Raw genomic sequence first — 26810 nt, forward strand, 5'->3', positions numbered from 1 at the left:
CATCGGTGTATGTATGCTGAGACCTCTTTCTTATGAAAGAGGTCTTTCGCTGTTTAAGGAAGGAGGTTATGAGTGGTCCTATTTCAATATAAAACTTGAGGAGGAACCCTATTTGTTTAAGAAAACTGCTGCCATTGCCTTATCTGCTTCTCTGCTTTTGTCTATCTCAGCTTATGCACCACAGCCTCTGCTAACTGTTTCTGCAGCACAGCTTCAGCAAAAAGTCGAGAGAGCACAAAGCCTGTTTAATACGGAACATTATGAGTATGCAACGAATGAACAGATACATGAAAAGATCAAAAAGATTGCCAGTAGCAGCGATAGAGTGCAGCTGAAAACTACTGGAAAAACTTCTACTGGCAAGGAATTATACACTGTTACCATTTCAACTGATAAAAATCCTGAAAAAGCCTACAGCGAATTTAGAAAGCTTAGTACCAAAGATCCGAAAAAAGCTCAAGAATACTTAAAGAAAAATAACGTGAAAGCGCCTATCTTGATTCATGCCTCTATTCATGGCACGGAATTCGTGGGAGCCGATGCAGCCCTGTCACTTATTGAGCGTTTTGCATACGAAAAAGATGCTGAAACCTCGGCCATACTTAAAAATTTTACGCTGATTTTTAACGTGAACGCCAATCCTGACGGCCGTAAAGAGGCTACCCGCTTTAACAAAAACGGAATTGATTTGAACAGAGATTTTCTTACTCAGTCAGAGAGTGAAACAAAAGCGGTAGTTGACCAGATTGTTGAATGGAACCCGCTTGTGCTTTTAGATCTCCATGGATATGTAAAACAGCGTGGAAAAAGTGCTCATCCGGGGCTGATTTTACCGGGAACCCCTCCTCACAATCCAAACTATGAATACGATCTTCTTCATAAATGGATGATTCAGCAGGCTGAGGCGATGGAAAAAGAACTTGTTGCACAAAGAAACAATTATGAGTCAGAACTGTATACAACAATGGAAGGAACTCATATTCCTTTAAGAGATTCAGAGGCAGGCTGGGATGATTATCCTCCCATTTATACGCCAATGTATAACATGCTTCATGGCGGATACAGCTATACTCTAGAGGCCCCTACAAATGATTGGGATGGTGTCCGCTGGCAGATTGATGCTGTGAACGGAGCCCTGGCATTTGCCCTTCAAAATAAGCAGAAGATGCAGTTCGATCAATTGGAGATTTACAATCGCGGTTTGTCAGGTGTTCATCCCACGCATGAAAAGGACTTTTTCCCGGAATCCTATCTCATCCCTGTTGATGAAAGAGATCCTTATGCTGCCCATAAAGCTGTTCAGCATTTGTTGAAGAATGATATAGAAGTTAGTGAATTAAAGAGAAGTGTCAGTATTCAAGGAAAAGAGTATCCCAAAGGCACTTATCATGTGTCGCTTCGGCAGGCAAAAGCAGGATTAGCCAACTCAATGCTGTGGGAAGGTGAAGATATTTCAGTCAAGGCACCTGCTATGTATGACATATCAGCATGGAATCTTCCTGAATTATGGGGTTTTGAACGAACAGCTGTTTATGAAAACATTCATACTCCTCTCTCTCCTGTGAAGAAAGTGAAAGAGAACGGTAACGTTTCAGGCAAAGGGCCTTACCTGATTCCGAACACTTCTGTCGGTTCTGTTGCACTGGTAAACAAAGCTATAAAAGCTGGTGCAAAAGTCAGCCGTGATTCTAAAGGAAACTTCTATGTGGGCTCAGAATTTAGAGAGCAGCTGAAAAAGCTGAGCAAAAATGTATCTTTGGATATTGTAACCTCTGCTATTCCTGAAGACGCAGTTTCAGTAAAAAATCAAAAGATTGCTATATTAAGAGATGGCGGTTTAGGTAAAGTACAGTCACATGCCGGAACAAGGCTTGCACTTTTGCAGCTGGGCTTTGAAGTGACTGAGCTTCATCCAAGGGACGTAGCTCAAAAGGGGCTGAACGGATATGATATATTCATCTATAGCGGCAGCCGCAGCCTTCTCTCTTATCAGCTTTCAGAAGCCAATAAAGAATTTGGATTGCAAAATGGAGCTGAATATGAAGCTTTTAAGGAACAGTTGAAGAAATTTACAGCAGCTGACGGACAATTTATTGCTATCGGCTCAGGAGGCTCTCAAGCTGCTGAACAGCTTGGTTTGACTGACATAAAAGTAACAGCAGGAAAAAGTAACAGCAATGGCATTGTCACTGTCACCAATACAAACAGCCTTCTGTCCTCAGGCTATAAAACGTCGGATGCAGGTTTTGTTTTTCAGCCAGTCTGGTACAGCAATACGGATGGCAAGGAAGTTGCTGCATACTTTGAAAATAGCGACCATTTCTTTACCGCAGGCTATTGGGCTGAACATAGTCAAGCGAAAGGAAAGCCTGTAATAGTAAAGGATAACGATAGAAATGTAACACTGATTGGCTTGGAAGCAGGATTCAGGAATCACACAGAACATTTGTTCCGATACCTCTCAAACGCCATTTTTACACAATAAATAAAAGCCGGGGCTGAGCTCCGGCTTTTATTTCTGCTAATGATACAGAATCGGTATTATGCATCCATGGCTAGTGTAATGGAAACAGGACAATGATCACTTCCAAGAATGTCCCCATGTATTTGAGCAGTAGTTAACATGCTTTTTAAACAATCACAAATAAGAAAGTAGTCAATTCGCCAGCCGATGTTTCTTTCTCTGACTTTGCTCATATAAGACCACCAGGTATAGCTGCCGGTCTTTTCAGGATAACAATATCTGAAAGTATCCGTAAAGCCAGCTGACAATAATGCTGTCATTTTTCCTCTTTCTTCTTCTGTAAAACCGGAATTTCCCCTGTTCGGCTTCGGATTTTTAAGGTCGATCTCCTGATGTGCTACATTTAAATCACCGCAGTAAATAACCGGTTTGTGCTGATTTAAATGCAGCAGGTGTTCTCTCAGTCTATCTTCCCATTCCAAACGATAAGGCAATCTTGACAAATCTCTTTTCGAGTTTGGTGTATATACATTAACCAGATAGAATTCCGGAAACTCCAGTGTTAAAATTCTGCCTTCCGGTTCGGAATTTTCACCATTCAATCCATAAGACACAGTAATTGGCTCTGCCTTCGTAAAAACTGCAGTGCCTGAATAGCCTTTTTTCTCTGCGTAATTCCAATACTGATGATAGCCATTCAGCTTTAAATCTATTTGTCCAGCCTGAACCTTCGTTTCCTGCAGGCAGAAAACATCTGCATCAACTGAATCAAAAAACGTTAAAAACCCTTTTTTTGTGCAAGCTCTAATGCCATTTACATTCCAAGAAACCAACTTCACTCTATCTCAATCTCCTTGCTGTATGGGACGCAGGGACAGGTCCCTTGTCCCAGCCAAATATCTTAATCTCCCTGCTTTTTTTCTATATCACTATTATACCGTATCCGGGACACAGGGACATGTTCCCTGTTCCAGCCAAATACAGTAAAAAAAGAGCATGGAACAGTTGTAGTCCCATGCCCTCTATTATCTTTGCACTCTGTTAAAAAATTGTGTAAAGCGCAGTATTTGCCAGCGTGATCATTGTCATCAGCAAAGTATTGAGGAATGCGCCTACATATACATTGCCAGTTAGTCTATAGAAGTAGCGGTTGAACAATGCGGCTACTAATAGGATTGGTACTAGACCAATCACAATGATGGAAGAAAGCGATTCTGTCGGATAGCCGGCAGTGCCTGTAGTAAACAATAGGCCATATTGATAAACCAGGTAGAGAACGAGCCCGCCGATGAAATGAAAGATAGAAATCAGATATCCTTTTACTCCATTATACTTTACCGTAGCTGTATTCATATTAACTGACAGGCCGACAACAAAGTAATAAATTAAGAACAACGGTGCATATTTCAATAATGCGATCAGATGCTGAGCTTCAAATGTTTTTACAGCAACTGTCCAAATCCGGAAATCAACTTTGAAAATTGCATCCGCTAGATATAGTACTCCGTAGCCGATGCCCACAGCAGCAATAGCTGTGACGAGCGATGCAAAAATAGTTTTCATGCTTGCTTTCACGCCATAATTATTTAAGGTTGCCCCTTCACGTTTTTTTGAAATATAATGGTAGCCAACCATCATCATCAAGGTGATAATTGCCACATTAATGGCCCAATAAAGGACTGGGTTAACAGTTGGAGCGCCAAAAAGCTCTGTTGTCGCAAGCATTCTGTCCTGAAGCCTTAAATAAATATATTGAACAACACTGAGAAGAAGCAAAACTGATGAGACTATTTTAACACTGCGTTCTGATTTTCTCACCCACGAAAATATCAGTACAATAGCAGAGGAAGCGATAAATATCATACTAACTTGCCTCAATAATCTCATTCCGTAAAAGTCTCCCCCATATAACGCTGAGAAGAATAGTGCAGGGAAAAGACCTCCAATTATGATTAAAATTAATCCTGAAAGCTTAGCTCCATTCGTCTTTGGAGATGGCAGAGGATCTGGTCTTGCAGTGTATATGCTGTTAAAGAAAGGAAGCTTTGATAACAGCGTAATAACAGGTATGAAAAGCAGGAAGAACCCGATTAGAGCTACAAAAGAGAGCCACTCTTTAAACATCCATGTCTGTCCTTCCTCACCCACTGTAAGCACTTCATAATAGTCTGAAAATGCCATGTCGTAAAAGCTGATAGCCTGTGCAGTTGAAGTTTTAGAGAAGTGATTCCAAGGATGTGTTTCATTTGGTTGATAAATGACTCTTGCTCCGCCATTCACATCATAGACCGTACCAGCTTGAGGATTCTCCGGATTGCCCAGGAAGCTTAGGCCTTCTTCTGTTCCAATATAGTTTTTCTTAACAACAGGCATGCCCGCTGCTGAAGCATCTGCATCAAAGAAAAACTCATCATATTGTCCTGCAATTTTGCCTGATGCTCTCGGACCGTATGAATCATTGATATCTTCCAAGCTTAAGCCGAGAGTCTTCAACCATTGATAGTCAGATCCCATTGTCAGAGAGCTGAAAATTTTTCTAATGCCGCTTTCCTGAAAATCTGCTTCATCCAGCATCACTGCATGAGTGGAGGAAAAACCTCCCATGGAGTGTCCAGATACCGCAATGATTCCGTTACCGCTTTCATCTTTCAGTACATAATCCTGTTCATACAGATATTGTACAGCATCATAAATGGCATGCGGCCAGAATGAGAAAAACGGGACTGGTTTTCCATGGTTCCTGTTGAGTGCCCATGATCATACTGATCCAGCGCCAACACGACATATCCTCTTTTAGACATCTCAATGGCCTGAGCTGCCTGCATTTCTCCAGAATTTAAATAGCCGTGCGTCGCCACAATGGTGGGCCTTGCTTCTTGGTCCGCCCCATCAGGCATATACAATAGTCCCGAAAGCTCTCCCCTTGGTGTCTCAAAATAAACACGGGACACATCCACATTACCGTTTGAACTATTGAACATGGAAGCCCCAAAACTTCCAATCAGTATCAATAGTAATGATATCGCTAATAAGACGACAGGTTTTTTTACTCTATTCAATTCATTTTCCCCCTTTATACCTTGGTTTTTGTATTTTGCTAACTAAACAGTTCAGAGTACGAAAAAGACACATTAAATATCCTTGAATACTGCTTCAAGGTATTTAATGTGTCTCCTTTTCTCATCACAGAATATTAACTTACCACTAGTCTAAACAGAAATGAAAACGTTGTCAACAAATTTCGACAATTCCTTACTTTCAGGTTCTTCCTGTAAAGGCACAAGGCCAGGGACGCAGGGACAGGTCCCTTGTCCCATAGTTCTTACTTTATGTTACTATTAAGCTAAAACTTCTTAAGTAATCTAAAGGAAAAGGAGTGCCGCCTAATGAACTCTGGAAATCTCTCAGATCATATTATTCAGCAGTACGAGAAAGATGAAAAAATGATGATATTGATTTTTGCACAGTGGTGTATCAACCAAGATCTTGATCCCCAAAAGGTATACAGCAAGGCCTATCCTCAGCAGGGAGAAAATTCAGTACTGAAGGATGTAATGGAGTTAACGGTGTCCAAAGAAGAAGCAGGAGAAATAGATAACAACGTTCTGTTAGGTGTTCTTTCAGCATTCGGAAATGATGACCTCGCCTTTGCCGTCACTAAGGAAATCCAGGAAGGAAAAAAGAAAAAATAGAGACTGTACGGCTTTGCAACTCTGAAATATCTTTAGAGAAGAAGCCGATAGTCTCTTTTTTTATAAATGTACCGCTATTATAAAGCTAGTAAGGGTTGAATTATATTGTTTACTTATGCGCAATTGTTAACAATTGTCGCACCCAATTCTTATATATTCCACCATTTCTAACGCAACCACTATTCTTCTTGCTTAATCTGTTTCGGTGATATAATGCACAATACTGTTTGCACAGCCTCTAAAAATGATAAAAGCGCAGCGTAACTTCTTAAGGCCTATAAAGGCTGAACACTCTCCCTCAACTGTTTTGCAGCATTCTTCGCAGAATCTGCTTGGCTGATAGCTGTGATAACTGACACACCATCAGCACCCGCTTTTATGACGGCTTCAGCGTTGGAAGCTGTTATTCCTCCGATTCCTACTATGGGAATGGTAATGCCTTCCTCCCTAAGCCTTGTAAGTAGCTGAACTCCCTGAACTTCCTTTGCATCTTCTTTAGTAGTGGTTTTATAAATGGGTCCAATTCCAAGATAATCTGCCCCTTGTTCAATCGCTGCCCTTGCCTCTTCCAGAGTATGAACAGAAACACCAAGAATTCCGCTGCCGATTTTCTTCCTTACTTTTTCTGCAGGCTCGTCCTCCTGGCCAATATGCACGCCGTCTGCTCCCAGTCTCACAGCAAGATCTATATCGTCATTTACGATAAATGGCACAGAATATTGATGACAAATTTCTTTCAGTTTGCCGCCCAAATTCAACTTTTGCTGCTCCTTTAATGCTTGTGTTCCTTTTTCCCTGAACTGAAAGAGGGTGATACCCCCTTCACACGCCTGTTTCAAAGTTTCCTCCGGATCACTCAGACAATTAGTGCTTCCCATAATAAAATATACCTTCAGCTTTTCACGAAGATCTTCAGTTTTCAAGGGACATCCCCCTTTTTCGTCGGTATGCCCAATGATTTGTAGGACCATGTCCGCTTCCTATTTTTAAATCATCTTCAATCGCTGCCTGAATGAATTTCTTTGCTTCACTCACTGCTTCATGTATGCTATGTCCTTTAGCTAATTGTGCGGTCATAGCAGCTGAAAAAGTGCACCCTGTTCCATGTGTGTTTGCAGTAGGAAGCCGTTCACTGCTGTAAACGGTAAAGCTTTCTCCGTCAAACAGGAGATCTGACGCCTCAAACGTATCCTGATCATGTCCGCCCTTAATGACTGCAAATGTAGTACCCATTTTAACCAACTTTTCGGCAGCTTTTCTTTTATCCTCCTCAGAAGAAATAGAGATGCCAGTTAATGCCTCAGCCTCAGGTATATTAGGGGTTATCACATATGAGAGAGGCAAAAGATACTGAATCATTGCTGAAACTGCCTCGTTCTGGAGAAGTGGTGCTCCTCCTTTTGCAATCATCACAGGATCAATGATCAACTTTTCCCAACCATAATTGTGAACGGCTTCAGCTACAGTCTTTATAATATCTGCATTAAAGAGCATGCCTGTTTTTAAGGCATCCGTTCCCATATCATCCCCAATAGAGGAAATCTGTTCTTTTACAGCTTGAACTGTCATTGGGAAAACATTTTGCACTCCCTTGGTATTTTGAGCAGTAACAGCTGTCAGCGCGCTCATTCCAAAAACATCCAGCTCCTGAAATGTTTTAATATCTGCCTGAATGCCTGCTCCGCCGCCGCTGTCTGAACCGGCAATCGTCAAGGCTTTATAAATCATGTCCGCTGCCTCTTTTCACTTTGCTGAAATTCATGATCTCTTCCTCTGTAAGATTGTGGAGGGAGTCGAGAAAATGAGCTTGAAAACTGCCTGGGCCATCTGCCTTCTCTGCGGCAAGCTCGGCAGCAATTCCGTTAACAGAAAGAGCTGCTGCTGCTGCAGTTACAGGATGATTTTCTACGGCAAGAAACGCCCCGATGATGGATGTGAGCAGGCAGCCTGCACCGGTTACCTTTGTTAACAGCTGATTGCCATTAAATACTTTTATCACTTGTTTTCCGTCTGAAACAAAGTCTACTTTGCCTGTAATGATGACAGTCGTATGCAGTATGGCCGAAGCTGACAAAGCAAGCTCTTCTAAATTTCCTTGAGCTTCCCCTGCATCTACTCCTTTAATGCTCCAGTTCTGACCGGAAATATTTGCGATCTCAGCTGCATTTCCTCTGACTGCTGACACCTTTACTTCATCGAGAATTCTTTTTACAGAATCTGTCCGATAAGGTGTTGCGCCTGCTCCTACTGGGTCCAAAATGACTGGCACATCATGCTGATTGGCTGATTTCCCTGCAATCATCATGGATTGCACAACTGCTTCGTCAAGCGTACCGATATTCAGAACAAGTGCTCCTGCAATTTTAGCCATATCGGCAACTTCTTCCTTTGCGTAGGCCATAACAGGGGACGCTCCCAGGGACAGCAGTCCGTTCGCTGTAAAATTTGTCACCACAGTATTGGTGATATTATGAACAAGCGGTGATGCTTGCTTAACTTTTTCCAATCTTTCAAAAACTGCTAATGGGATCATAATATTTTTCCTCCTTCATTAATCCATGACAAGTCCGCCGTCAACCACCAGGTTCTGCCCTGTAATTGCTCTGGCTCCTGGCGAGGCAAAAAAGACAACTGCATCTGCTGCATCGGCAGGTTCTGTTACTTTTCTTAATGGTGTTGATGACTCAATGAGCTGAAATACTTCCTCAGAAGTAGCTGAACTTGCGTCAGTAGTTCTTAACAGTCCGGCAGAAACCATGTTGACAGTAATTCCATAGGGCCCAAGCTCAGCAGCCATATTCCTTGTAAAACCAAGCAATGCTGCTTTACTGGTCGTGTAATCATGGTATGGAACCACCGGATGCTGAAAAAGGTTTGTACCTATGTTGATAATTCTTCCAAATCCCTTCTCTTTCATCCCCGGCAATCCAGCTTGAATTGTATGCAGGGCACCTTGTATCGCACCTTGAAACTGGCTGAGGTAATGATCCCAAGTGATGTGCTCTGCTTGGGGTCGTGTAACAGGGTCGAACTGAAAGTCAAGGAGCGCATTATTCACAATGCATGAGACTGGTTTTGCAAAATGCTCCTCAGCTTTTTGGAACATTCTAATTACCTCTTGTTGATTCAGTATATCCGCTTGCAAAGGAAGCGCCTGTTCACCGATTTCACTTGCAAGCTGCAGCGCCTGATCCCTGCTGCTGCGATAGTTTATCACTACCTGGGCTCCTTCTCTTGCAAAAGATTTTACAATTTCTTTTCCCAGACCGCGGCCTGCGCCTGTAACGAGCACCAGCTGATTTTGTAATCTCATTCTCTCTCTCCATTTCTTTCTTTGCAGTAATCTGCGAAACATGCCTGCCGCCAGGAAAGACAATGATAAGCCTAATAAGCATCATGGCTGAATAATATACGAAACTCTGTACTGTTCGACATGCAAAAAAGCCAGGTCATAAAGACCTGGCTTAGAAAGTATAAGTAAGAAACAAGAATTCTTTCCTGCTTTTCACTACTTTCCTACGCTGGCATAATCCAGATCAGGTCAAAAGGGTTAAAAAAGGAACGTTTTTCTCTCAGCCCGCGCCTGGGCACCCCTAGTAGCAAAGATATATGTAATATTTTCATCCCTATCATATCCTTTATCACGGTTTTCGTAAAGCAGGAACCTTTGACTGAGTTAAACAGCTTTGATAATACGTGCGTCTTTTCATCGAAATGTTCGGCTAATAAAAAAAGCAGCTGTTTTAGCCGCTTAAAAAATTCATTATGATTCGTAATTATGCTGCTCTTCAATCTGTCCGTGCTCACTGTGAATGTAAGCCATTGTGCCAGCGTCTTTAGCGAGTCTTTTTGCTTCTTCAACAGCATCTGATTTTGAGCCTGCAGTATAAGCCGGGTTATCTTCCCCTTCTTTTTTTACAGCCCATCCTTCATCATCATGAGGCACTACATGGAATCTGGCTTCATCAGTTCCTGCTCTTTCTTTGAAATACTCGTTTCGTTCATCATTGTTTTTGTTTGCCATTCTTACAGCCTCCCTGTCCTCAATAATAATATGGTGATAGAGGATATTTACCCGGGCTGCAGGAAACAAAAACCTTTGAGTGAACGGCAGGTCAAGGCTGGAGTATTTGAATGTGGTGCCTTGTATAATACCTGCCGAATCGGTAGTTTACTTCAATTTTGGCTTTATGCTTGCTCAGGCTTAACCAATACACTGTTGTTGTTTTACTAAAATCTTTTTCATATTGTATCCCAAAAGAATTTGCAGCAGATTCAACAAAAGCTTCAAATTCTTCCTTTAATAGAAGTTTTGGCTTTGAAAACCTCTTTTGCAGTTTATGTTTTTCATCTGTATACTGATTAATCACCTCGAAAAATCTTTCTTCAGTGCTTAAAAAATTACCTTTGGTCATATGAAATCTGCTCACCCCTTACTCGTTAGAAAGTCGAACTAAAAAAGTCAGAAAAGACTTGTCTATCTAGACTGCCTTTTCTGACTTATAAGCATTTTAAATCCATCCCTTGCTGTCAGTGCATCTATTTTATACTATGTAATTTCTTTTCGTGATGTCCGCTTGTATTCTAGCACCTGCAGAAAAGGAATTCAACTCTATCTCTGTTACATTCTGATGACAAAATGTTAATGAGATTTCTTTCTTTTTTCAGGGTTAGTCTAACTGCTCCCGCTTTTCTTCCAAGTTACTATGATTTATGGTTTTTTCAGACATGTATTTAGCGGAGCCTTTGCAAGGGATTAATTCCGTTGTGCCCTCAATCCAAATTAAAACACGCAGATTTTATTTCGCTCTCTCCCAGCCGGCAACAAGATTGAACAAAAGCAGGTAAAGCATTTTTACAAGCTCACCAATGCTTTGCTCACTCTGAAAGCCGTCCATTACATTATATTGCAGATTAATTTCCCATAAACCTTCTCGATCATTGAACATTGCAGAGTATGCAAGCTGATCTTCACCAAGTGAACCGGTTAGGAATTCTTTGAGGTAACTGCCGGCCTTCTTCGGAAGCTGCAAACCCAAAAGCGCGCTGTAATGCCCGAAAACGTCATCCACTTCCAGAGAAAAGCCGTTCACACCGAGCAGTTGAAACCAGTCTGATTCTAAATAATAGAAATCTTGTTTATGTAGAGCTATTTCATGAATGCTTGCATCTAAAAGAGTGCTGTTTGCCTCTTCCTGAAGTTCTTCTGTTTCTTTATTAACCCGTTCTATATAGCAGCCTTTAAACCTGTCATAGCCCAGCTCCACTTGCATAGCATCCTGATTATAATCAGCTGATTTTAAATAAGTGATTTCTTCTTCATAAAAGCTGTTTCTACCTTCTGTCATCGTTTTCAATTTATCGGCGAGCATTGTCTTCCTCCAGTCCTTTTCTTACTCTTCATTATAGCATTAGCTAAAGAAAATTTTCTATCAGATCAACTTGATTACTTTCCTTTCAAAATAATAAAAAAAGACTGTATCAGCAAGATACAGTCTCAGCTATCACGAATTTTGAAAAAGATCAGCAATCAGTTCAAAGGAACGCAAGCGATCTTCGTGTGAATAGACAGAACCATTAATCATAATCTCATTTGCACCGGTTTCCTCCATAAAGCTTGCAATCTTTTCTCTGACTGTATCAGGATTTCCTGCAATAGATGAACCGAGCTGCTGTTCCAAAGCGGCTTTTTCGTAAGGATTCCATAGTCCGTCCATGCTTTCTACAGGTGGGCTTAGCTTGCCCGGCACATTTCTTACCAAATTCAAAAACTGCTGCTGCATGGAGGTGGCAAGGTATGCCGCTTTTTCATCTGTATCAGCTGCAATCACATTGGCACCTACCATTGCATAAGGCTCCTGAAGCACCTCAGAAGGCTGAAAATATCTTCTGTACGCCTGCATGGCAGGCAAGGTATTGTCTGGTGAAAAGTGGCTTGCGAACGCAAAAGGCAAACCGAGTGATCCAGCAAGGCGGGCACTTAAAGTGCTAGACCCCAGCAGCCAGATTGGAATGTTCAGTCCTTCACCCGGAATTGCGCGCACCGGTCTTCTTGACAGAGAAGGTTTGAGGTAGGACCGAAGCTCTTCCACCTGATCGGGAAAATCATCACCTGTACTGCGGTTTTCCCGGCGGAGTGCCCGAGCGGTCATATGGTCTGTGCCAGGTGCACGACCCAAACCTAAATCGATTCTTTCTGGGTACATAGATTCCAGCGTGCCAAATTGTTCAGCGATGACAAGCGGTGCATGGTTTGGCAGCATAATGCCTCCCGAACCGACACGTATTGTGGAAGTTCCCCCTGCAATATAGCCGATCAGTACCGACGTTGCTGAGCTTGCTACTCCTTCCATGTTATGATGCTCGGCAACCCAATAACGGTGATAGCCCCATTTTTCAGCATGCTGAGCAAGATCCATTGTATGTTTAAAAGATTCTGCGGGCGTACTGCCTTCTATGACAGGTGCCAAATCTAGCACAGAATATTTGATATCCTTTAAATTCATTTTTTGCGCCTCCTTCTTAACACAACTACATTATATACATTTCGATTGCCGAAACAAATAAAAAGGCTCACAGTTTTTAAGAAATCAATTCCTTTGCCAAAAGCTGAAAAGACTGCAGTTTATCTTCAAATCTATGCAGATTTGTAAGGATAAGGAATTCATTACATTCATATCTTTGAGAAAGCGCGTTTAGTTCCGCCTTCACCTTTTTCGGCGTTCCAATAATCATCCTGCTTCGGTTGTGGCTGATTTTCTCCCTGTCACGAACAGAAAGAGGGTACTGTACAGCTTCTGAGTAAGATGGTATACGGGAATTCTCTCCTTTTTCCACCCTCAGCAGCCAAATATCCTGACTTAATGCAAGCTTTTCAGCTTGCTCCTCTGTTTTCGCACAAACCACAAAAACACAAACCATATGCTGAGGCTTCTTCTGATAAGGGGTTGCTCTAAACTCTGCTTTGTATGTCGAGATTGCCTGCTTCCCGGCCGCGGGGTAGAGAAAATGGCCGAAAGTAAATGCAAGTCCTTTTTCAGCTGCCAGTTTCGCGCCTTTTACAGACGTACCCAGCAGCCAAACCTGAGGCTGTCTGTCAATAGACGGAAATGCAGTAACTTTATGAACAGGATCATTTCCCAAATAGCGTTTGAGCTCGTCAACCTGCCTTGGAAACTCAGAGAGGCTTTTCCTTAGTCCGTCTGTCAATGCAAGTCTTGTTGCAGCGTCTCCGCCAGGAGAACGTCCAATTCCTAGGTCTACTCTGCCTGGAAACATGGCCTCGAGCGTTAAAAAGTTTTCAGCTATTTTTAAAGGGCTGTATTGAGGCAGCAGCAACGCGCCCGACCCTACCTTAATCGTCTTCGTAACAGCTGCAAGATGAGACATTATCACTTCCGGGGAGGAGCCAGCAAGCCCTGCAGTGTTATGATGCTCTGCCACCCAAAATCTATGAAAGCCGAGCTGCTCAGCTTCCATTACAAGTGATAACGTATGTTGAAGGGCCATTTCAGCAGTCTCCCCTGCCGAAATCGCGGATTGTTCCAATATACTGAGCCGCACCATCATCCCTCCTTGGCGTTTGGTTTATAATCTTAGTCTATCCCAATGGTTTTTTAATTTCTAAAGTTATGCATTCTGATTGAAATGAATTGTTCTTTAAGCAAACCATTTAGAATGGATATTTGCTCTACATGTTAATATGAAAAAGGTTTTACATGACGAGTAGGAAATTCCAAACTAAAAGAGCCCAACTTCTCTTAAAAAAGTGAGCTTTTTAGTTACTTCATATTTTTTTGAACATGTATAAAACTGCTAAGTGCTTAGCTGTTTATTGAATTCATTAACTGAAGGAAGTATTGGGGTTTATGAGTCTTATTTAGGTGATACCATGCATCTAAAGTGTCGGGTGCAAATACATCTAACATTCTCACTACTTCCAGCGCAAATTCCAGAGGAGCTATTCCTGATGCAGTAACTAAATTTTCATGGGATACAGCAGATCCCACTTTATAGAACTTTTCTCCATTATAGTTAGGACATACCATTTTAGTGTATTCTAAGTTATTACTTGTATGCCTTCTGTTATCTAAGTATCCCATATTCGCGAGGGCATCAGCTGCACCACAAATGGCAGCAATCTTAGTACCAAGATTTAAAGCTTCTCCTATTTTTTTCAAGATAGGTTGATGCATATCTTCTCTCCATGTAGTCCCTCCAGGTAAAATTAAAAGATCGTTATTTTCAAGTGTACATTCATCAGCGGAGATATCCGGTTTTATGCTCAGACCTCCCATCGTCATAATACTTTCCTTATTAGCGCCTACTGTAATTACTTTTAAAGCTGGTATATTATTTTTGAAATATCTTCCTGTGTTCAGTTCAGCAATTACATATCCATATTCCCAGTCTGACATCGTATTTAAAACATAAAGATAAACTTTTTCCGTCTGCATCCAATAACACCCCAATCACACTTGATATAGCCAATTATAAAATAACATCCCTGACAGTTAACGTCAGGGATGTTATCATACTTGATGAAATTTTATTAATTCCGACAGAACTTCAACCAGTCTATTTTTGAGACTTATTGGCTCAATCACTGTAATAGATTTATTGTAGGGTAAAAGTAAAAATGGTACATATGTATGTAACATATCTTTTTCAAGAAGAAAAACTGCTGAATTTGAAGTCCGCTCTTGTAGATAATGTCCTAAAAACCAATGATGAGAAATATCATTCAACGTTCTTGTATTTGCATTTATAATGAAAGATATCATTCCTTTTTTATCTTCTAAAGTTGGAAGGAGGTTTTTCATAAAGTAGTCACGTGCTGAAAAATTTTCCGGCCTGTTAAACCTATTTTCTGTTAGCTCTATACTTAGAATGGAATCTACTTTAAAACTACGAATATCATTCCTAAGATGACAAAATCCAATTATATACCACTTATTATTCCAATAAATAGTTCTGTACGGATTGAACAATCTATACTCTGATTGATCTCCCCCGCTTTTATGGTAAAGAATTTTTACTGAGTATTTGTCGACTACGGCCTGCCCCAGCTCCTTTAAGAAAGGTATTATAGAGAGTGAACTGATTCTCCTAATTACTTCAAGGCTGGTCACATGTTGGTTTATCATTGTTTCCTGCTCTGAATTTGAATATTTGCTTAGCTTTGAAAGAGCCCTATCAAGTGCTTCACCACCATAATATCCAGCTTCTTCTGCAAATACTGCAGCATGATAAAGAGATGTTTGCTCCTCAAAATCAATAAAAAGCGGAGCCTTAATAAAATTGCTCATTAAAGTATATCCACCGTTATGGCCTGGTTCTGAAATGATAGGTACACCACTTGTTGAAATTGTATCAATATAACGATATACAGTCCTAATATTCATCTCTAACTTTTCAGAAATTTGTTTAGCAGTAATTTTTTCACCTGAACGAAGCATCCATAGAATCGCTAACATATTATCAATTTTAGGCATGTGATTCCACCTCTATATAAAAGTTAATTGCTATTACTTGTTTCCGAATTTTGGTATAATTTTTTAATCGTTCCTGAGAGCTTTCTAGTCTCGCTTTCATTTAATCACAAATGATTCTGACTTTTCTCATTCCTAACTCTAACCTCTCCCTGATGGTCCCCCAGCTATAATTCCCATAGTGAACTACTCACCACTTATCGCTCTCACGAGCTGATTGAAGTGGGAGCTTCTTGGGAACTAGATACTTTTGTTAGCTATCTATATTTACCAAGCTATGAGGGTAGTCCCTACCCCTATGGAAGATACCATTTACATGGCTAGTTTTAGCAAATTGATACTTGCATTTATGTCCCTGTCATGATGGCTGGTGCACTCTGGACAATCCCATTCACGAAGGTTTAGGTTTTTTACTTCTTTGTTCTTATACCCGCAACAAGAACACAGCTGACTAGAAGCATAATTCTTAGGTGCGATTATCAAATCACGACCTTTCCAAACTGCTTTATAGTCAAGATATTCTCTGAATTTAGACCAAGAGACTTCACTAATGGCTTTTGCTAGCTTACGGTTCTTTTGCATATTCTTCACTTTTAAGTCCTCAATCACAATGACTTGGTTTTCGTTTGTGATCTCATTACTTATTTTGTGAAGAAAGTCATTTCGCTGATTAGCGATCTTTTCGTGAAGTTTAGCTACTTGTATTCTAGCTTTGTTTCGATTGCTTGAACCTTTCTTTTTACGTGACAAAGAACGCTGCAAAAAAGCTAATCTTTTTTCCGCCTTACGCAACCACTTAGGATTTTCATATTTCTTGCCGTTGGATAATATCGCAAAGTCTTTCAAGCCAACATCAATACCGACCTTAGTATCAATTTTAGGGAATAGCTGTTCATTTTCTTCCACCAAAACTGAAGCAAAATATTTGCCTGTTGGTGCTTGAGAAATTGTAACGGACTTAATCAAGCCCGAAAATTGTCTATGTTGTTTGATTCGCACTAATGTCTTTAGTTTTGGTAGTTTGATATAACCATTCTCAATGTATACAGTTCCTTTTTGGTTATTCGTTTTGTAGCTGCGGTGATTGTCCTTTTTGGATTTGAATTTTGGGAATCCTACTGATTTATCACGAAAGAAATTAGCGTAAGCCTTGTCTAAATTCATTTGAGCGTTAGCTAAGGCAAGACTATCGACTTCTTTCAAAAAAGGAAACTCAGCTTTATATTGTGCAGGGGTAGGATATTTGATAGACTTATCAACGCTTTGTTGAGATTCTTTGTAAAAGCGTATTCTATCTGCAAGAATTTTATTGTACACAAAGCGCACACATCCGAATGTTTTTGCGAAAAATATACGTTGTTCTTCATTTGGATAAATGCGATATTTATATGCTTTCAACATTGCTTACACCTACTTTTTTCCTTGTTTTTCAATGTATTGCTTTATGATCTCTATTGGAGCGCCACCTGTTGTAATCAAGCAGAAACTCCTTGACCAAAACATTTCCTTCTTTGGATAACGCCAACCGAAAATTCATCTCACCACCTGCTCGCTGAGATTCGCTCTTCACGCTCCTTGAGGTGGGAGAATTCTTTTCGGAAACCTGTTAAAATCACTCCTTTATTCGCGGGAAGTATGGATAAAAATGAGTGGAACAGCAGGCACTAGGTGCCTTCCAACCTGACAAAAGAAAAATAAGCGTAAGTATTCCGGTTAAATCCAAATTAAGCCGTTTTTTAGTGATTATAAGGGAATCAACTCCCCTTAAGCTGATCAAAATGCTTCATTAAAAGGTTTTTTAGGTGCATAGGCGGAAACCCTCCGTCTATTTCGGTCCATTTTTAATGTTTTTTCTAAATAGGCGGAATTCCTCCGTTTATAGACGCTTCATGGGCAAGAGCTGCTTTATGGATCTTTCCTGAATAGAATAAGGATGCAGAAAAAAGGTTTTTTTAATGAGGAGCTCTAGGGCTGGCTGAACTATCTCCGTTTTTTTATGTAGATAACTTCACGAGGAACTGTATATTATTCCCTTTTATTGTAGCATAAACATCTAAATCCTTCTCTTGAACGATTGAGGATTCTTAGCCTTTTAAAGTATTCATGCTCTTACCAAAAAAAGCAATGCGATTTCTTATGCGAAATGCATTGCTTTTTTACCTGTGTATTAGTTATGGATACTCCTAAAGAGAACCGCTTAAGCCGCTGGGATAACTACATTTAGCTTAAATGAATATTTTTACCATAAAAAATTTCATCCATTTCTGTAGTCAGTTTGTCTGCAATTTCCTCCGCTTCCCCTGCAGGAAGCTTATCCATTGTATAGCCAAACAAATAGTTGTTTAAATCAAATTCTTTCAATTTACATTTTGTATGAAATATATTTTCCTGATAAATGTTTACATCAATCATATCATAGGTGTTTTTAATTTCTTCCGGTATATAATTTTGTATGGAATTGATATCATGATCGATGAACAGTTTCTTTCCTTCTATATCACGGGTAAAACCGCGGACTCTGTAATCCATTGTCATGATATCTGTTTCAAAAGAGTGAATCAGATAATGAAGTGCTTTTAAAGGAGAAATTTCTCCGCAGGTTGATACATCAATATCAGCCCTGAACGTGCTGATCCCTTCAACAGGGTGATATTCCGGGTATGTATGGACAGTAATATGGCTTTTGTCCAGCTGGCAAACCACTGAGTCAGGCAGCGGACCCGGAGTTTCTTCATATGCTTCATCAGGCACTTCAACTACAGGTCCTTCTGAGACAAGAATTGTAACACTCGCTCCCTGCGGCACATAATCCTGCTTAGCAACATTCAACACATGTGCACCAATCAGCTCTGCTACATTAGAAAGTATTTTAGTTAATCGATCTGCATTATATTGTTCATCAATATAGTCAATATAAGCTTCGCGCTCTTCTTTCGTTTTGGTATAACAAACATCGTACATATTAAAGCTGAGCGATTTCGTTAGATTATTAAAACCATGAAGTGTAATACGGCGGTCAGGCCTGATTTCCATGAATTTGTCCCCCTTTACAGTATGTCCAGGATGAATTTATGCAAAATATATCAAAATATATAGTGTTAAATTACCCATTGCACACAATCATAAACGAATGCTTTCTTAGAGCCGGCATTCATATGCTTTCCCTTTTGCCCGTGAAGTATGAGAAAGCTGTATTACTGTATGAAAAGTAAAAAAACAGCAGCCGGCTTGGCTGCTGTTGGCAGTGTATGAATCTCCTTTATCAGCTGAGGCTGACCCAGACGCTTTTCACCTCTGTATAATTATCAAGTGCATAAGAACCCATTTCCCTGCCAATCCCGGATTGTTTATAGCCTCCAAACGGAGAAGCAGCATCAAAAACATTATAACAATTCACCCAGACTGTTCCTGCACGCAGTTTTCCTGCAACATAATGAGCATTAGCGATGTCCCTTGTCCATAGGCCTGCTGCCAGCCCGTATTCTGAGTCATTTGCACGCCCAATGACTTCATCCAGATCTTCATATGGCATTGCAGCGATAACAGGGCCGAATATTTCTTCCTTCGCAATAGCCATAGAGTCTTCAACAGCTGCAAAAATTGTCGGTGCAACAAAATACCCTTCTTCATAAGGATTGGATCCGCCTGCCACGATTTCTGCGCCTTCTTCTTTTCCTTTTTCGATATAGTTCAACACACGGCTCTGCTGTTCTTGAGAAATGAGCGGCCCAATTTCTGTTTCAGGATGGAGGCCTGCACCCTGGCGGATCGATTTCGCATGATCAGCCATATCTGAGAGAACCCGGTCATATTGCTTTTTTTGGATGAACACTCTTGAACCCGCACAGCACACCTGCCCCTGATTAAACATGACGCCGTTAAGAGCGCCGGGGATAGCCATGGAAAGATCAGCATCCGGCAGAAGAATGTTTGGTGATTTTCCACCAAGTTCTAAGGTAATTCTTTTAAGAGTATCAGCTGACTGGCGCATAATTAATTTTCCGACTTCAGTAGAACCTGTAAACGCAATTTTATCAACTTTAGGATGCTCTACCAGCGCCTGGCCGGCAGTTTCTCCAAATCCAGGCACAATATTGATGACCCCTTTTGGAAATCCTGCTTCTTCAATCAGTTCAGCAAGGTACAATACGGAAAGAGGTGTCTGTTCAGCTGGCTTGAGCACCACCGTACACCCCGTTGCCAATGCAGCACCAAGCTTCCATGCTGCCATAAGGAGCGGAAAGTTCCATGGTATAATTTGGCCTACCACGCCCACTGCCTCATGCTTTGTATAATTGAAGTATTTGCCGCTGACAGGAATCGTCTGACCGGTTATTTTCGTCGCCCATCCTGCATAATATCTAAAGTGCTCAATCGCGAGGGGAATATCTGCATTCCTTGTTTCCCGAATTGGTTTCCCATTATCCATAGTTTCCAGCTGTGCAAGCTCTTCTTTATGCTCCTCCATTACATCAGCAAGTTTATACATCAGCCTGCTTCTGCTGGCTGCGCTCATTTTTTGCCATGGACCTTCATCAAATGCCTTCCGTGCAGCATCAACTGCTTTTGCTATATCTTCTTTTCCACCCTCAAACACATGGGCGAGCGTCTCTCCTGTAGCTGGATTAGGTGTTTCAAATGTTTTTCCGGAGCTGCTTTCAACGAAATCTCCATTAATATAAAGTTTTTTAGTGCCTTCCAAAAACTTGGCTACTTTTTCATTTTGCTGTGCTATCATTTGACTCAACGTGATACCCTCCCCATAAAATAGTTTATGTAGGTTTCAATTGCTGAATTTTCTGAACAAGTACATTATATATCGAAATGGTAGCGCTTACAATAATATAAAAGACTTAAACATGCTCTCTGTTCTTGCTAAATTAGGACAAGTTTCGAGGAAGAGCATTAGGCAATAAGTCTGTATAAACAGCATGTAACTCTGCTAAGCACTTTATTTTTGGCAAAAACTGCAGTAAAAAGTTTTTTTAGATGAAAGAATTTCTTTTGTAATAGTCGTATTGCACCTGAAGCAAGGCTCTCCTTCCCTATCATACACCTTGCATATAGAATCATAGCCGCCTGTCAGCTGATCACCTTTATACAAAGGATGCTCCATATATCCGCCGTGGTTTAGAGCATCTTTCAGGACATATTTTATTGAAGTGTAAAGCTGCTTTGCTTCTTCAACAGTTAGTTCGTTTAACCTCCTTGAGGGCTTCAGCCTGGCATGAAAGCAGATTTCATCTGAATAGCAATTGCCAATTCCTGAAATAAACTCCTGATTGACCAACTTTGTTTTCAACTGACTTTTGCTCCCATGTATGGATTTTAGAAATATACTTTCTGTAAAAGACGGATTCAGTGGTTCAGGACCAAGTTTTCTCAGTACTTCGGAAGCAGAATTGATTGAATGCAAGTGTAGATAGCCAAGCCTGAGACCAATAAAGTACAGAGAGAAATGGCCGAATGAAATTTCTATCTGAATCGTTCTTTCCGGCTTATCTTCGTCATTACCGAAATAGAGCCAGCCTCCAAGCATTAAATGAAGAAGAAGAAACTGATTGTTGTCCAAATGAAACAGCAGGTGTTTCGCTTTTCGTTCAATAACAACAATTCTTTGATTTACAACTTGTTCTAGGAACGTATGTGCAGCTGTATTTAGAGATTTTTCGCGGTTTATGTTAGCAGAAAGTATTTGTTGTCCTGCAAGGCGCTGCTCCAGCAAAATTCTGTAATTTTCCATTTCTGGCAACTCTGGCATGAAATTTTCCTCCTAGTTCCATTTGTCATAAAGCTGCTGTAGTTCTTCTTCATGCGATATGCCGTACTCAGAAGGAGTTTCCAAGATAAACGGTACTTGCTTAAGAAATTCCGTATCCATTAAAGATTGGAACGAAGTCTCACTAATGCATCCGCCTTTAAAGATATTTGCATGTCTGTCCTTTCCTTCTCCCGATGGATATATGGAATTGTTAAAATGTATAGCCTTTAGATGTGAGAAATAATCTAGTTTTTCTCCTGTTTCTACAACCTCATGCCAGTTATCTCCATTCCACAAGCCGCTCGCGTAAGCATGACAGGTATCCAGGCAAAAGCCTATTTTTTCACTATAATTTGATAAGCTTCTCACTGATACAAGCTCTTCAAGTGTAGTTCCCATTGAACCAGGCTTACCTGCATTGTTTTCAAGAAGCAGCAGCGAGCTTCCATCCCAGTCTTTCAATACTTCATCGAGCATCTCAATCATGACTCGATAGCCGGAAAGAGGGTCCTGCCCGATAGTATGACTTCCGTAATGAACTACAACTCCAACAGAACCACATGCTTCAGCAATTTGAAGATCATTTATTAGTGAGTCGATAACAGCTTCACGTTTATCATCTGCCGGCGTTAAGCTGGTAGGATACGGAGTATGTGCGATAGATAGCAGATTGTGCTCTCTGCAGAGCTCTTTACAATGCCCGGCATCCAGCTTATCAAAGTCCTTTACAATCAAGCTGCGCGGATTTTTAGGAAAGTATTGAAAAGCTTTAGCTTTGATACTTTGAGCATATTTTGCAGCACCAAGATATCCATTGCGAATGCTGACATGACATCCAAAGATCATGTTAGAACCACCGTTCTCTTTTTGTTTTAGCATGAGAATTATCTGCTGTTTTATTCATTTTAAATACTCGTGTAACAACATTTTTCAATTTTAATTTTTCTGCTGCTCTCCCTGTAGTGCAGTAGCTCCATTTATAAATTTGTAGATTTCTACAAATTGATAGAATAAGAAAAAGGGATTTCCGCTGGTCGAAAACCCCTTGTAAGTATCCTTGGTGAATGAATCACTCTATTTCATGCTTTTAAAGAATTAACAGCGTATACTGATGATCGTCATCTCCTCAGCAGGATCACACATCTTCATTGCTGTCAGAAGCTTGTTTTAAAAGAAACTCTGCTAAACCAGGCGAGTTCACCCTGAGCGCTGCATATGGAGGACGGCTGCCTTTTACCTCCTGAAATGGTACACCAAGCCATAAAATAGACTCATCAATTATAATGAATGGAAAGGGTACCTTTGTTTCTTTCATGATGGATAAATGCGGGCAGCAATTTTTCCATGTGCTATGAAGATCCTCACCGGATGGAAGATGAATAACTGCAGAAGATGAAGATCCGCGTAAATCCTGTAAAACTGGTTCAATATTCTTTGCATGAAACCATTTCAGTTTAGGATGCTGATGCTGAATCCAGCTTCCAATTTTATCATGACCTGCTTGATGGCCGTGCTGCATTTGATGTTCTACTAGCTTACGAATAGCTGTATGATTCCTTGCAGTTTTGTGAAAGAAACCGGAGTTTGCCAGATGGATGAACTTCCCTCTCGATCTTGTCACCGCAACATTTACAAGCCTCTCGCTGTTTTTCCCTGTCAGCAGCATCCCTGCTCTTTGCTGAGGATCTCCGTCAACTGAATCAAACAAAATGATGTCCCTTTCACTTCCCTGAAATTTATGAACAGTTGCCGCAAGTACTTTTTCTCTTATCGTATTCTGAGAAAAAAATTCATCCAGAAGAAGATTCATCAATTCAGCCTGAATACGGTATGGTGACAGGTAGCCTATTGACTCTCTTCCATGTCTGAGAGCTTCCATGATTAATTGCAGAGATAACAGAAGATGCCATATATTGTACCTGGAACCAGAACTGATCTCTGTCAAGCAGTACTGTCCGGTATCGTTTGTATCCAGCAAAATGGAAGCATATCCAGGGAAAGGGCTGCTCTGTGCCAGGGGCTTCCTGCTGCTTGCAACTGAGTCATGATCTCCTACAAGGGAATGATAAATGTGGCGGTTCGTAAAGGAAGAAATGTCAGGATGCATCCTTCTTTGCTCCTTTAGAAGAAACAGATGAGGATGTATGCTTCCCTTCTCTACCAGCTGAGAAACGCCGCTTGCATGAAAAATATCCTCCTGAAGCCATTTGTATGAGAGCTGGCTTCGGGAAACCGCAATGGGAGGCAGCTGCTTAAAATCACCGCAGATGATAGTTCTTTTAGCCAAACTGGCAGCAAACCCTGCTTGAGGAACATAAGCCATGCTCGCTTCATCCAGAATGACCAGATCGTATTCCCCCTCATAAATGGCCGGATCAGATGCTGACTTAGCAAGAGTTGTTCCTATAATAGAAGCTTCCTGCAGCAGCTGAATCTCTTTTTTTCTGAGTTTCTCTATTACTTGGGCAGCCCTTTTTTCTAAATGAAGCAGCTTTTGGGTGTCTCTGCTGCTGAAAGAGGACGAGAGGTCAACTTTTAACCCCTTTTTTTCCTCCTGATATTGTTGAAGTTCCTTTGATAACGTTGGTTCTTCTACCGCCAGGAGACTGCTGCCCATCAATTGGGTATGCTGCAGGCTGCTGCCGCTGTGCTCTGATCCGTACCGGATTATTTTTCCTTCTGAAAATTTGTTTCTTTTTATTAGAAAAGCTGCTGTTTCATCCATTAAAACATTTACGGCATGATTACTGTGTGAGAGGATCAGTACCCTTTTTCCTTTTAAATGTTTGTTGGCCGCCACCCGTGCAAGAGTGTACGTTTTACCTGTGCCGGGCGGTCCCCAGATATATGTAACTGGATTGTATTTACTTCTGAGAATCACCTCGTGTAGCGAATTCTTTGATGTATCAGGATGCTTGGCAGGCATGTCAGGATGCAATAAAGCTTTTAATCTTCCACGCTTTTTTTTGCTATTTTTCATTTCTTCAAGGCGTTGTATTAATTGATCAAGCAACTCCCAAGGATCTTGATGAAGAAGGACTTCGCCAACAGCATTTCCAAGAGAGCGTTCTGTTTCCAAGATGGCACTTTTGCCTCCGGAAGATAATATTCTGACCGGAATGTGCTGGGTATTCCAGGTAATTTTCCCTGCTGATCCCGGGGGAAGATGAAGAGAAGATGAACTTTCAAAGTAATAGACAAAAAGCTTGTCCGAAGATAGAAGCCTGCCGTTTTTTAAGGAAAAGCTTTTACCGCCGTATTTTTTGAGATGCTGAATTTCTGCCTGCAATGCTTCCTGCCATTCTTTTATATACATTTTGGTTGTTAACATACTTTTCTTCCTTAAGGGATGTAGTAGAGGCAAAAAAAACCCAATCAACTGATTGAGCCTTTTAGCCATATTTAAAACAATACCTTTTGTCAGTCAGCCTGACAAGATAAAATATCAGGAAATTCTTGTTCCTCCTTTTAGCTGCTGTTTGACAAGCTTTGTGTATAAGGAATGGTTGTTCAGTAGTTCTGAATGCGTCCCTCTTCCAGTAATTTCACCAGCTTCTACTACCAGAATCTGGTCAGAATGTATAACAGTTGAAAGACGGTGGGCAATAATAAAAGTCGTCCTTCCTTCCATTAAAAACTTTAGTGCCTCCTGGACAAGCACCTCTGACTCGCTGTCTAAGTTGGAAGTTGCCTCATCCAGCAGCAGTATTTTAGGATTTCGAATCAATGCTCTTGCAACTGCAATTCTCTGTCTTTGCCCGCCGGACAGTTTGATTCCGCGTTCCCCTACCTCCGTATCATAGCCATCTGGAAGCTGCTGAATAAATTCTGCTGCATTAGCGAGTTTTGCAGCATTCTGTATTTCATCATCACTGACTTCCCGCTGAATGCCATAGCTGATATTATCCTTAATACTTCCTGACATGATCGGGCTTTCTTGCGAAACGTAGCCAATCTGGCCTCTCCAGTCACTCAGGGAAAAGTCTTGGATGTTCGTATTATCTAGTGTAATGGTTCCAGAGGTTGGAGAATAAAACCTTTCTATTAAAGAGAAGATGGTTGTTTTACCTCCACCGCTTGGCCCGACAAACGCCACGGTCTCACCTTCGTGTGCCTCAAAGGTAATTCCCTTCAGAATTTGCTTTTCTCCATATGAGAAGAAAATGTCTTGAAATGAAAAAGTCCGGTGTGACTTTACGGGCAAAACATCATTGCTTTTTTCCTGTTGTGTGTTAAGCAGCGTCTGAATTCTTTCAGTAGCACCCATCGCTTTTTGAAAAGCAGTAAAAAACATGGCCAACTGGCTGAAAGGAACGATAATTTGAAACATATAAATGATAATTGCCACCAATGAACCTGCCGACAGCAGTCCTGAAGCAACCCTTGCCCCTCCATACCCGATGATGACTACCAGTATCAGCATCATCACCGTTGTCATTAAAGGCGAGACAATAGCCTGGATTTTTGCTTCCTTTAATCCAAAGTAAAATAATTTTCTAATGCCTTCTCTTCCCTTTGCAAATTCAATTGGCTGGCCGTTATAAGATTTAACCAGCCTGATGTCACTTAACACCCTTCCCAGCTCTCCGCTGAATCTCGCCATCTCGTCCTGTGTCTGCTTGGAAATTTTATGGATCTTTTTACCAAGCGGCATAATAATCAGCATGGAAACTGGAATGGCAAGCAGCATGATCATAGTCATCCGCCAATCAATAATTATCAGGATGATGATACTTCCAAGAATCGTGATTATTCCTGATACAAATGTAACCAGATGATTTGTTACAAGCGTCTTAACAGTGTTGGTATCCTGAGTGATCCTGCTCATCGTCTCTCCTGACTGATGTTTATCAAAGTAAGGTATCGGAAGAGCAAGAACAACACCCCAAAGTTTTTCGCGTATTCTTGCCACAAACGTTTCACCTATTTTTGTCATTAAGTAATAGGAAAAACCTCCGGAAATAATTTGAATAACAAAAACAGCCAGCAGGAAGACAGCAATACGGGGCTCAATTCCCTGATTAGCAAGCTGATCGACAATATCCCCAGTAAACAAAGGAATGGCAAGGCTTGCTGCAGTCTCAAACAAACTCAAAAGAAGCGCAAGGATGATTAGCGCTTTGGCAGGTTTTCCAATTCTTAAAAGTTGAAGAAACTGGCGCCACTGTCCCTGTTGATTTGTTTCCATGAAAATACCTCTTTCTGTCTAAACTTCTAACTATATACTAACCTTGATGAAGGTGATCAGCAAACTTCTGTGCTATTACATCCATTTTTTTCAAAGTAAAATTGACGATTTTTTGTCAACAGTGCTATAGTTGCCTAGGTTACTATCTTTCATAGTAATTCTTGAGTACTCTTCGTTTGTACCATCACATTTACCAGCTTTCAAGAAAGCTTAC

The 26810-nt window shown here is 40.9% G+C and carries 23 protein-coding genes, 1 pseudogene and 1 riboswitch; of the genes and pseudogenes, 2 read left to right on the plus strand and 22 right to left on the minus strand.

Annotated features, from left to right (window positions below):
- The first annotated feature begins 112 nt into the window (after window positions 1–112).
- Complete coding sequence (locus tag GJU40_RS01005) at window positions 113–2485, plus strand: M14 family zinc carboxypeptidase (protein WP_246188233.1); 2373 nt, start codon at window positions 113–115, stop codon at window positions 2483–2485.
- 56 nt (window positions 2486–2541) lie between these two features.
- On the opposite strand, the gene GJU40_RS01010 is transcribed toward GJU40_RS01005, so the two are convergent.
- From GJU40_RS01010 to GJU40_RS20910, 3 genes are all read right to left on the minus strand, one after another.
- On the minus strand, window positions 2542–3303 hold the full coding sequence (locus tag GJU40_RS01010; protein ID WP_343031324.1) for an exodeoxyribonuclease III: 762 nt from the start codon (window positions 3301–3303) through the stop codon (window positions 2542–2544).
- A gap of 202 nt (window positions 3304–3505) precedes the next feature.
- A complete protein-coding gene (locus GJU40_RS01015; protein ID WP_246188234.1) occupies window positions 3506–5068 on the minus strand; it encodes a hypothetical protein in 1563 nt (520 codons plus the stop codon).
- A gap of 44 nt (window positions 5069–5112) precedes the next feature.
- Window positions 5113–5523, minus strand: coding sequence for an alpha/beta hydrolase family protein (locus tag GJU40_RS20910; protein ID WP_246188235.1), 411 nt, complete (start codon window positions 5521–5523; stop codon window positions 5113–5115).
- A 327-nt stretch (window positions 5524–5850) separates the two neighbouring features.
- On the opposite strand from GJU40_RS20910, the gene GJU40_RS01020 reads away from it, so the two are divergent.
- On the plus strand, window positions 5851–6156 hold the full coding sequence (locus GJU40_RS01020; RefSeq protein WP_154305867.1) for a hypothetical protein: 306 nt from the start codon (window positions 5851–5853) through the stop codon (window positions 6154–6156).
- 275 nt (window positions 6157–6431) lie between these two features.
- On the opposite strand, the gene thiE is transcribed toward GJU40_RS01020, so the two are convergent.
- From thiE to GJU40_RS01115, 19 genes and pseudogenes are all read right to left on the minus strand, one after another.
- Entirely contained in the window at window positions 6432–7127 is a 696-nt protein-coding gene (gene thiE, locus GJU40_RS01025; protein ID WP_154305868.1) for a thiamine phosphate synthase, read from the minus strand.
- A complete protein-coding gene (gene thiD / locus GJU40_RS01030; RefSeq protein ID WP_154305869.1) occupies window positions 7069–7884 on the minus strand; it encodes a bifunctional hydroxymethylpyrimidine kinase/phosphomethylpyrimidine kinase in 816 nt (271 codons plus the stop codon). Before thiD ends, thiE begins: the two co-directional genes overlap by 59 nt.
- Window positions 7874–8689, minus strand: a complete 816-nt coding sequence (thiM, locus tag GJU40_RS01035; RefSeq protein WP_154305870.1) for a hydroxyethylthiazole kinase — start codon at window positions 8687–8689, stop codon at window positions 7874–7876. The genes thiD and thiM overlap by 11 nt, the downstream gene beginning before the upstream one ends.
- 18 nt (window positions 8690–8707) lie before the next feature.
- The gene (locus GJU40_RS01040; protein WP_154305871.1) at window positions 8708–9469 is read right to left on the minus strand and encodes a 3-oxoacyl-ACP reductase; all 762 of its coding nucleotides are present in this window, start codon (window positions 9467–9469) and stop codon (window positions 8708–8710) included.
- A gap of 183 nt (window positions 9470–9652) precedes the next feature.
- Window positions 9653–9761: riboswitch (TPP riboswitch) on the minus strand.
- Window positions 9762–9919: 158 nt separating this feature from the next.
- The gene (locus GJU40_RS01045; protein WP_154305872.1) at window positions 9920–10180 is read right to left on the minus strand and encodes a DUF2188 domain-containing protein; all 261 of its coding nucleotides are present in this window, start codon (window positions 10178–10180) and stop codon (window positions 9920–9922) included.
- A 91-nt stretch (window positions 10181–10271) separates the two neighbouring features.
- Window positions 10272–10571, minus strand: coding sequence for a hypothetical protein (locus GJU40_RS01050; RefSeq protein ID WP_154305873.1), 300 nt, complete (start codon window positions 10569–10571; stop codon window positions 10272–10274).
- Window positions 10572–10955: 384 nt separating this feature from the next.
- On the minus strand, window positions 10956–11528 hold the full coding sequence (locus tag GJU40_RS01055; protein WP_154305874.1) for a branched-chain amino acid aminotransferase: 573 nt from the start codon (window positions 11526–11528) through the stop codon (window positions 10956–10958).
- A 132-nt stretch (window positions 11529–11660) separates the two neighbouring features.
- Entirely contained in the window at window positions 11661–12662 is a 1002-nt protein-coding gene (locus GJU40_RS01060) for an LLM class flavin-dependent oxidoreductase (RefSeq protein ID WP_154305875.1), read from the minus strand.
- A gap of 76 nt (window positions 12663–12738) precedes the next feature.
- Window positions 12739–13722 carry an LLM class flavin-dependent oxidoreductase gene (locus tag GJU40_RS01065; protein ID WP_154305934.1) on the minus strand — a complete coding sequence of 328 codons (984 nt, stop codon included), beginning with the start codon at window positions 13720–13722 and terminating at the stop codon, window positions 12739–12741.
- A 257-nt stretch (window positions 13723–13979) separates the two neighbouring features.
- The gene (locus tag GJU40_RS01070; protein ID WP_154305876.1) at window positions 13980–14612 is read right to left on the minus strand and encodes a type 1 glutamine amidotransferase family protein; all 633 of its coding nucleotides are present in this window, start codon (window positions 14610–14612) and stop codon (window positions 13980–13982) included.
- Between the two features lie 75 nt (window positions 14613–14687).
- Window positions 14688–15650 carry a helix-turn-helix transcriptional regulator gene (locus GJU40_RS01075; RefSeq protein WP_154305877.1) on the minus strand — a complete coding sequence of 321 codons (963 nt, stop codon included), beginning with the start codon at window positions 15648–15650 and terminating at the stop codon, window positions 14688–14690.
- 309 nt (window positions 15651–15959) lie between these two features.
- On the minus strand, window positions 15960–17048 hold the full coding sequence (tnpB, locus tag GJU40_RS01080; protein WP_154305878.1) for an IS200/IS605 family element RNA-guided endonuclease TnpB: 1089 nt from the start codon (window positions 17046–17048) through the stop codon (window positions 15960–15962).
- A gap of 9 nt (window positions 17049–17057) precedes the next feature.
- A pseudogene (locus GJU40_RS01085) lies at window positions 17058–17156 on the minus strand (transposase); the annotation flags it as partial.
- 711 nt (window positions 17157–17867) lie between these two features.
- On the minus strand, window positions 17868–18680 hold the full coding sequence (gene speD, locus GJU40_RS01090; RefSeq protein ID WP_154305879.1) for an adenosylmethionine decarboxylase: 813 nt from the start codon (window positions 18678–18680) through the stop codon (window positions 17868–17870).
- A gap of 229 nt (window positions 18681–18909) precedes the next feature.
- Entirely contained in the window at window positions 18910–20385 is a 1476-nt protein-coding gene (locus GJU40_RS01095) for an aldehyde dehydrogenase family protein (RefSeq protein ID WP_170289291.1), read from the minus strand.
- A 213-nt stretch (window positions 20386–20598) separates the two neighbouring features.
- Window positions 20599–21408: an Fpg/Nei family DNA glycosylase gene (locus GJU40_RS01100; RefSeq protein ID WP_154305881.1), complete on the minus strand. Its 810-nt coding sequence runs from the start codon at window positions 21406–21408 to the stop codon at window positions 20599–20601.
- 12 nt (window positions 21409–21420) lie between these two features.
- Window positions 21421–22287: a deoxyribonuclease IV gene (locus GJU40_RS01105; protein WP_170289288.1), complete on the minus strand. Its 867-nt coding sequence runs from the start codon at window positions 22285–22287 to the stop codon at window positions 21421–21423.
- 256 nt (window positions 22288–22543) lie between these two features.
- Window positions 22544–24739 carry a DEAD/DEAH box helicase gene (locus GJU40_RS01110; RefSeq protein ID WP_154305882.1) on the minus strand — a complete coding sequence of 732 codons (2196 nt, stop codon included), beginning with the start codon at window positions 24737–24739 and terminating at the stop codon, window positions 22544–22546.
- 114 nt (window positions 24740–24853) lie between these two features.
- Window positions 24854–26596: an ABC transporter ATP-binding protein gene (locus GJU40_RS01115; protein ID WP_154305883.1), complete on the minus strand. Its 1743-nt coding sequence runs from the start codon at window positions 26594–26596 to the stop codon at window positions 24854–24856.
- Between the last annotated feature and the right edge of the window lie 214 nt (window positions 26597–26810).

It is taken from the genome of Metabacillus lacus (assembly GCF_009674805.1).
Lineage (GTDB): Bacteria > Bacillota > Bacilli > Bacillales > Bacillaceae > Metabacillus_C > Metabacillus_C lacus.

Coding starts and splice junctions, on each gene's coding strand:
- GJU40_RS01015 (WP_246188234.1), bottom strand. CDS start 5,068: ATGGGAGGTTTTTCCTCCACTCATGCAGTGATGCTGGATGAAGCAGAT.
- GJU40_RS01020 (WP_154305867.1), top strand. CDS start 5,851: ATGAACTCTGGAAATCTCTCAGATCATATTATTCAGCAGTACGAGAAA.
- thiE (WP_154305868.1), bottom strand. CDS start 7,127: ATGGTCCTACAAATCATTGGGCATACCGACGAAAAAGGGGGATGTCCC.
- thiD (WP_154305869.1), bottom strand. CDS start 7,884: ATGATTTATAAAGCCTTGACGATTGCCGGTTCAGACAGCGGCGGCGGA.
- thiM (WP_154305870.1), bottom strand. CDS start 8,689: ATGATCCCATTAGCAGTTTTTGAAAGATTGGAAAAAGTTAAGCAAGCA.
- GJU40_RS01040 (WP_154305871.1), bottom strand. CDS start 9,469: ATGAGATTACAAAATCAGCTGGTGCTCGTTACAGGCGCAGGCCGCGGT.
- GJU40_RS01045 (WP_154305872.1), bottom strand. CDS start 10,180: ATGGCAAACAAAAACAATGATGAACGAAACGAGTATTTCAAAGAAAGA.
- GJU40_RS01050 (WP_154305873.1), bottom strand. CDS start 10,571: ATGACCAAAGGTAATTTTTTAAGCACTGAAGAAAGATTTTTCGAGGTG.
- GJU40_RS01055 (WP_154305874.1), bottom strand. CDS start 11,528: ATGCTCGCCGATAAATTGAAAACGATGACAGAAGGTAGAAACAGCTTT.
- GJU40_RS01060 (WP_154305875.1), bottom strand. CDS start 12,662: ATGAATTTAAAGGATATCAAATATTCTGTGCTAGATTTGGCACCTGTC.
- GJU40_RS01065 (WP_154305934.1), bottom strand. CDS start 13,722: ATGGTGCGGCTCAGTATATTGGAACAATCCGCGATTTCGGCAGGGGAG.
- GJU40_RS01070 (WP_154305876.1), bottom strand. CDS start 14,612: ATGCAGACGGAAAAAGTTTATCTTTATGTTTTAAATACGATGTCAGAC.
- GJU40_RS01075 (WP_154305877.1), bottom strand. CDS start 15,650: ATGCCTAAAATTGATAATATGTTAGCGATTCTATGGATGCTTCGTTCA.
- tnpB (WP_154305878.1), bottom strand. CDS start 17,048: ATGTTGAAAGCATATAAATATCGCATTTATCCAAATGAAGAACAACGT.
- speD (WP_154305879.1), bottom strand. CDS start 18,680: ATGGAAATCAGGCCTGACCGCCGTATTACACTTCATGGTTTTAATAAT.
- GJU40_RS01095 (WP_170289291.1), bottom strand. CDS start 20,385: ATGATAGCACAGCAAAATGAAAAAGTAGCCAAGTTTTTGGAAGGCACT.
- GJU40_RS01100 (WP_154305881.1), bottom strand. CDS start 21,408: ATGCCAGAGTTGCCAGAAATGGAAAATTACAGAATTTTGCTGGAGCAG.
- GJU40_RS01105 (WP_170289288.1), bottom strand. CDS start 22,287: ATGCTAAAACAAAAAGAGAACGGTGGTTCTAACATGATCTTTGGATGT.
- GJU40_RS01110 (WP_154305882.1), bottom strand. CDS start 24,739: ATGTTAACAACCAAAATGTATATAAAAGAATGGCAGGAAGCATTGCAG.
- GJU40_RS01115 (WP_154305883.1), bottom strand. CDS start 26,596: ATGGAAACAAATCAACAGGGACAGTGGCGCCAGTTTCTTCAACTTTTA.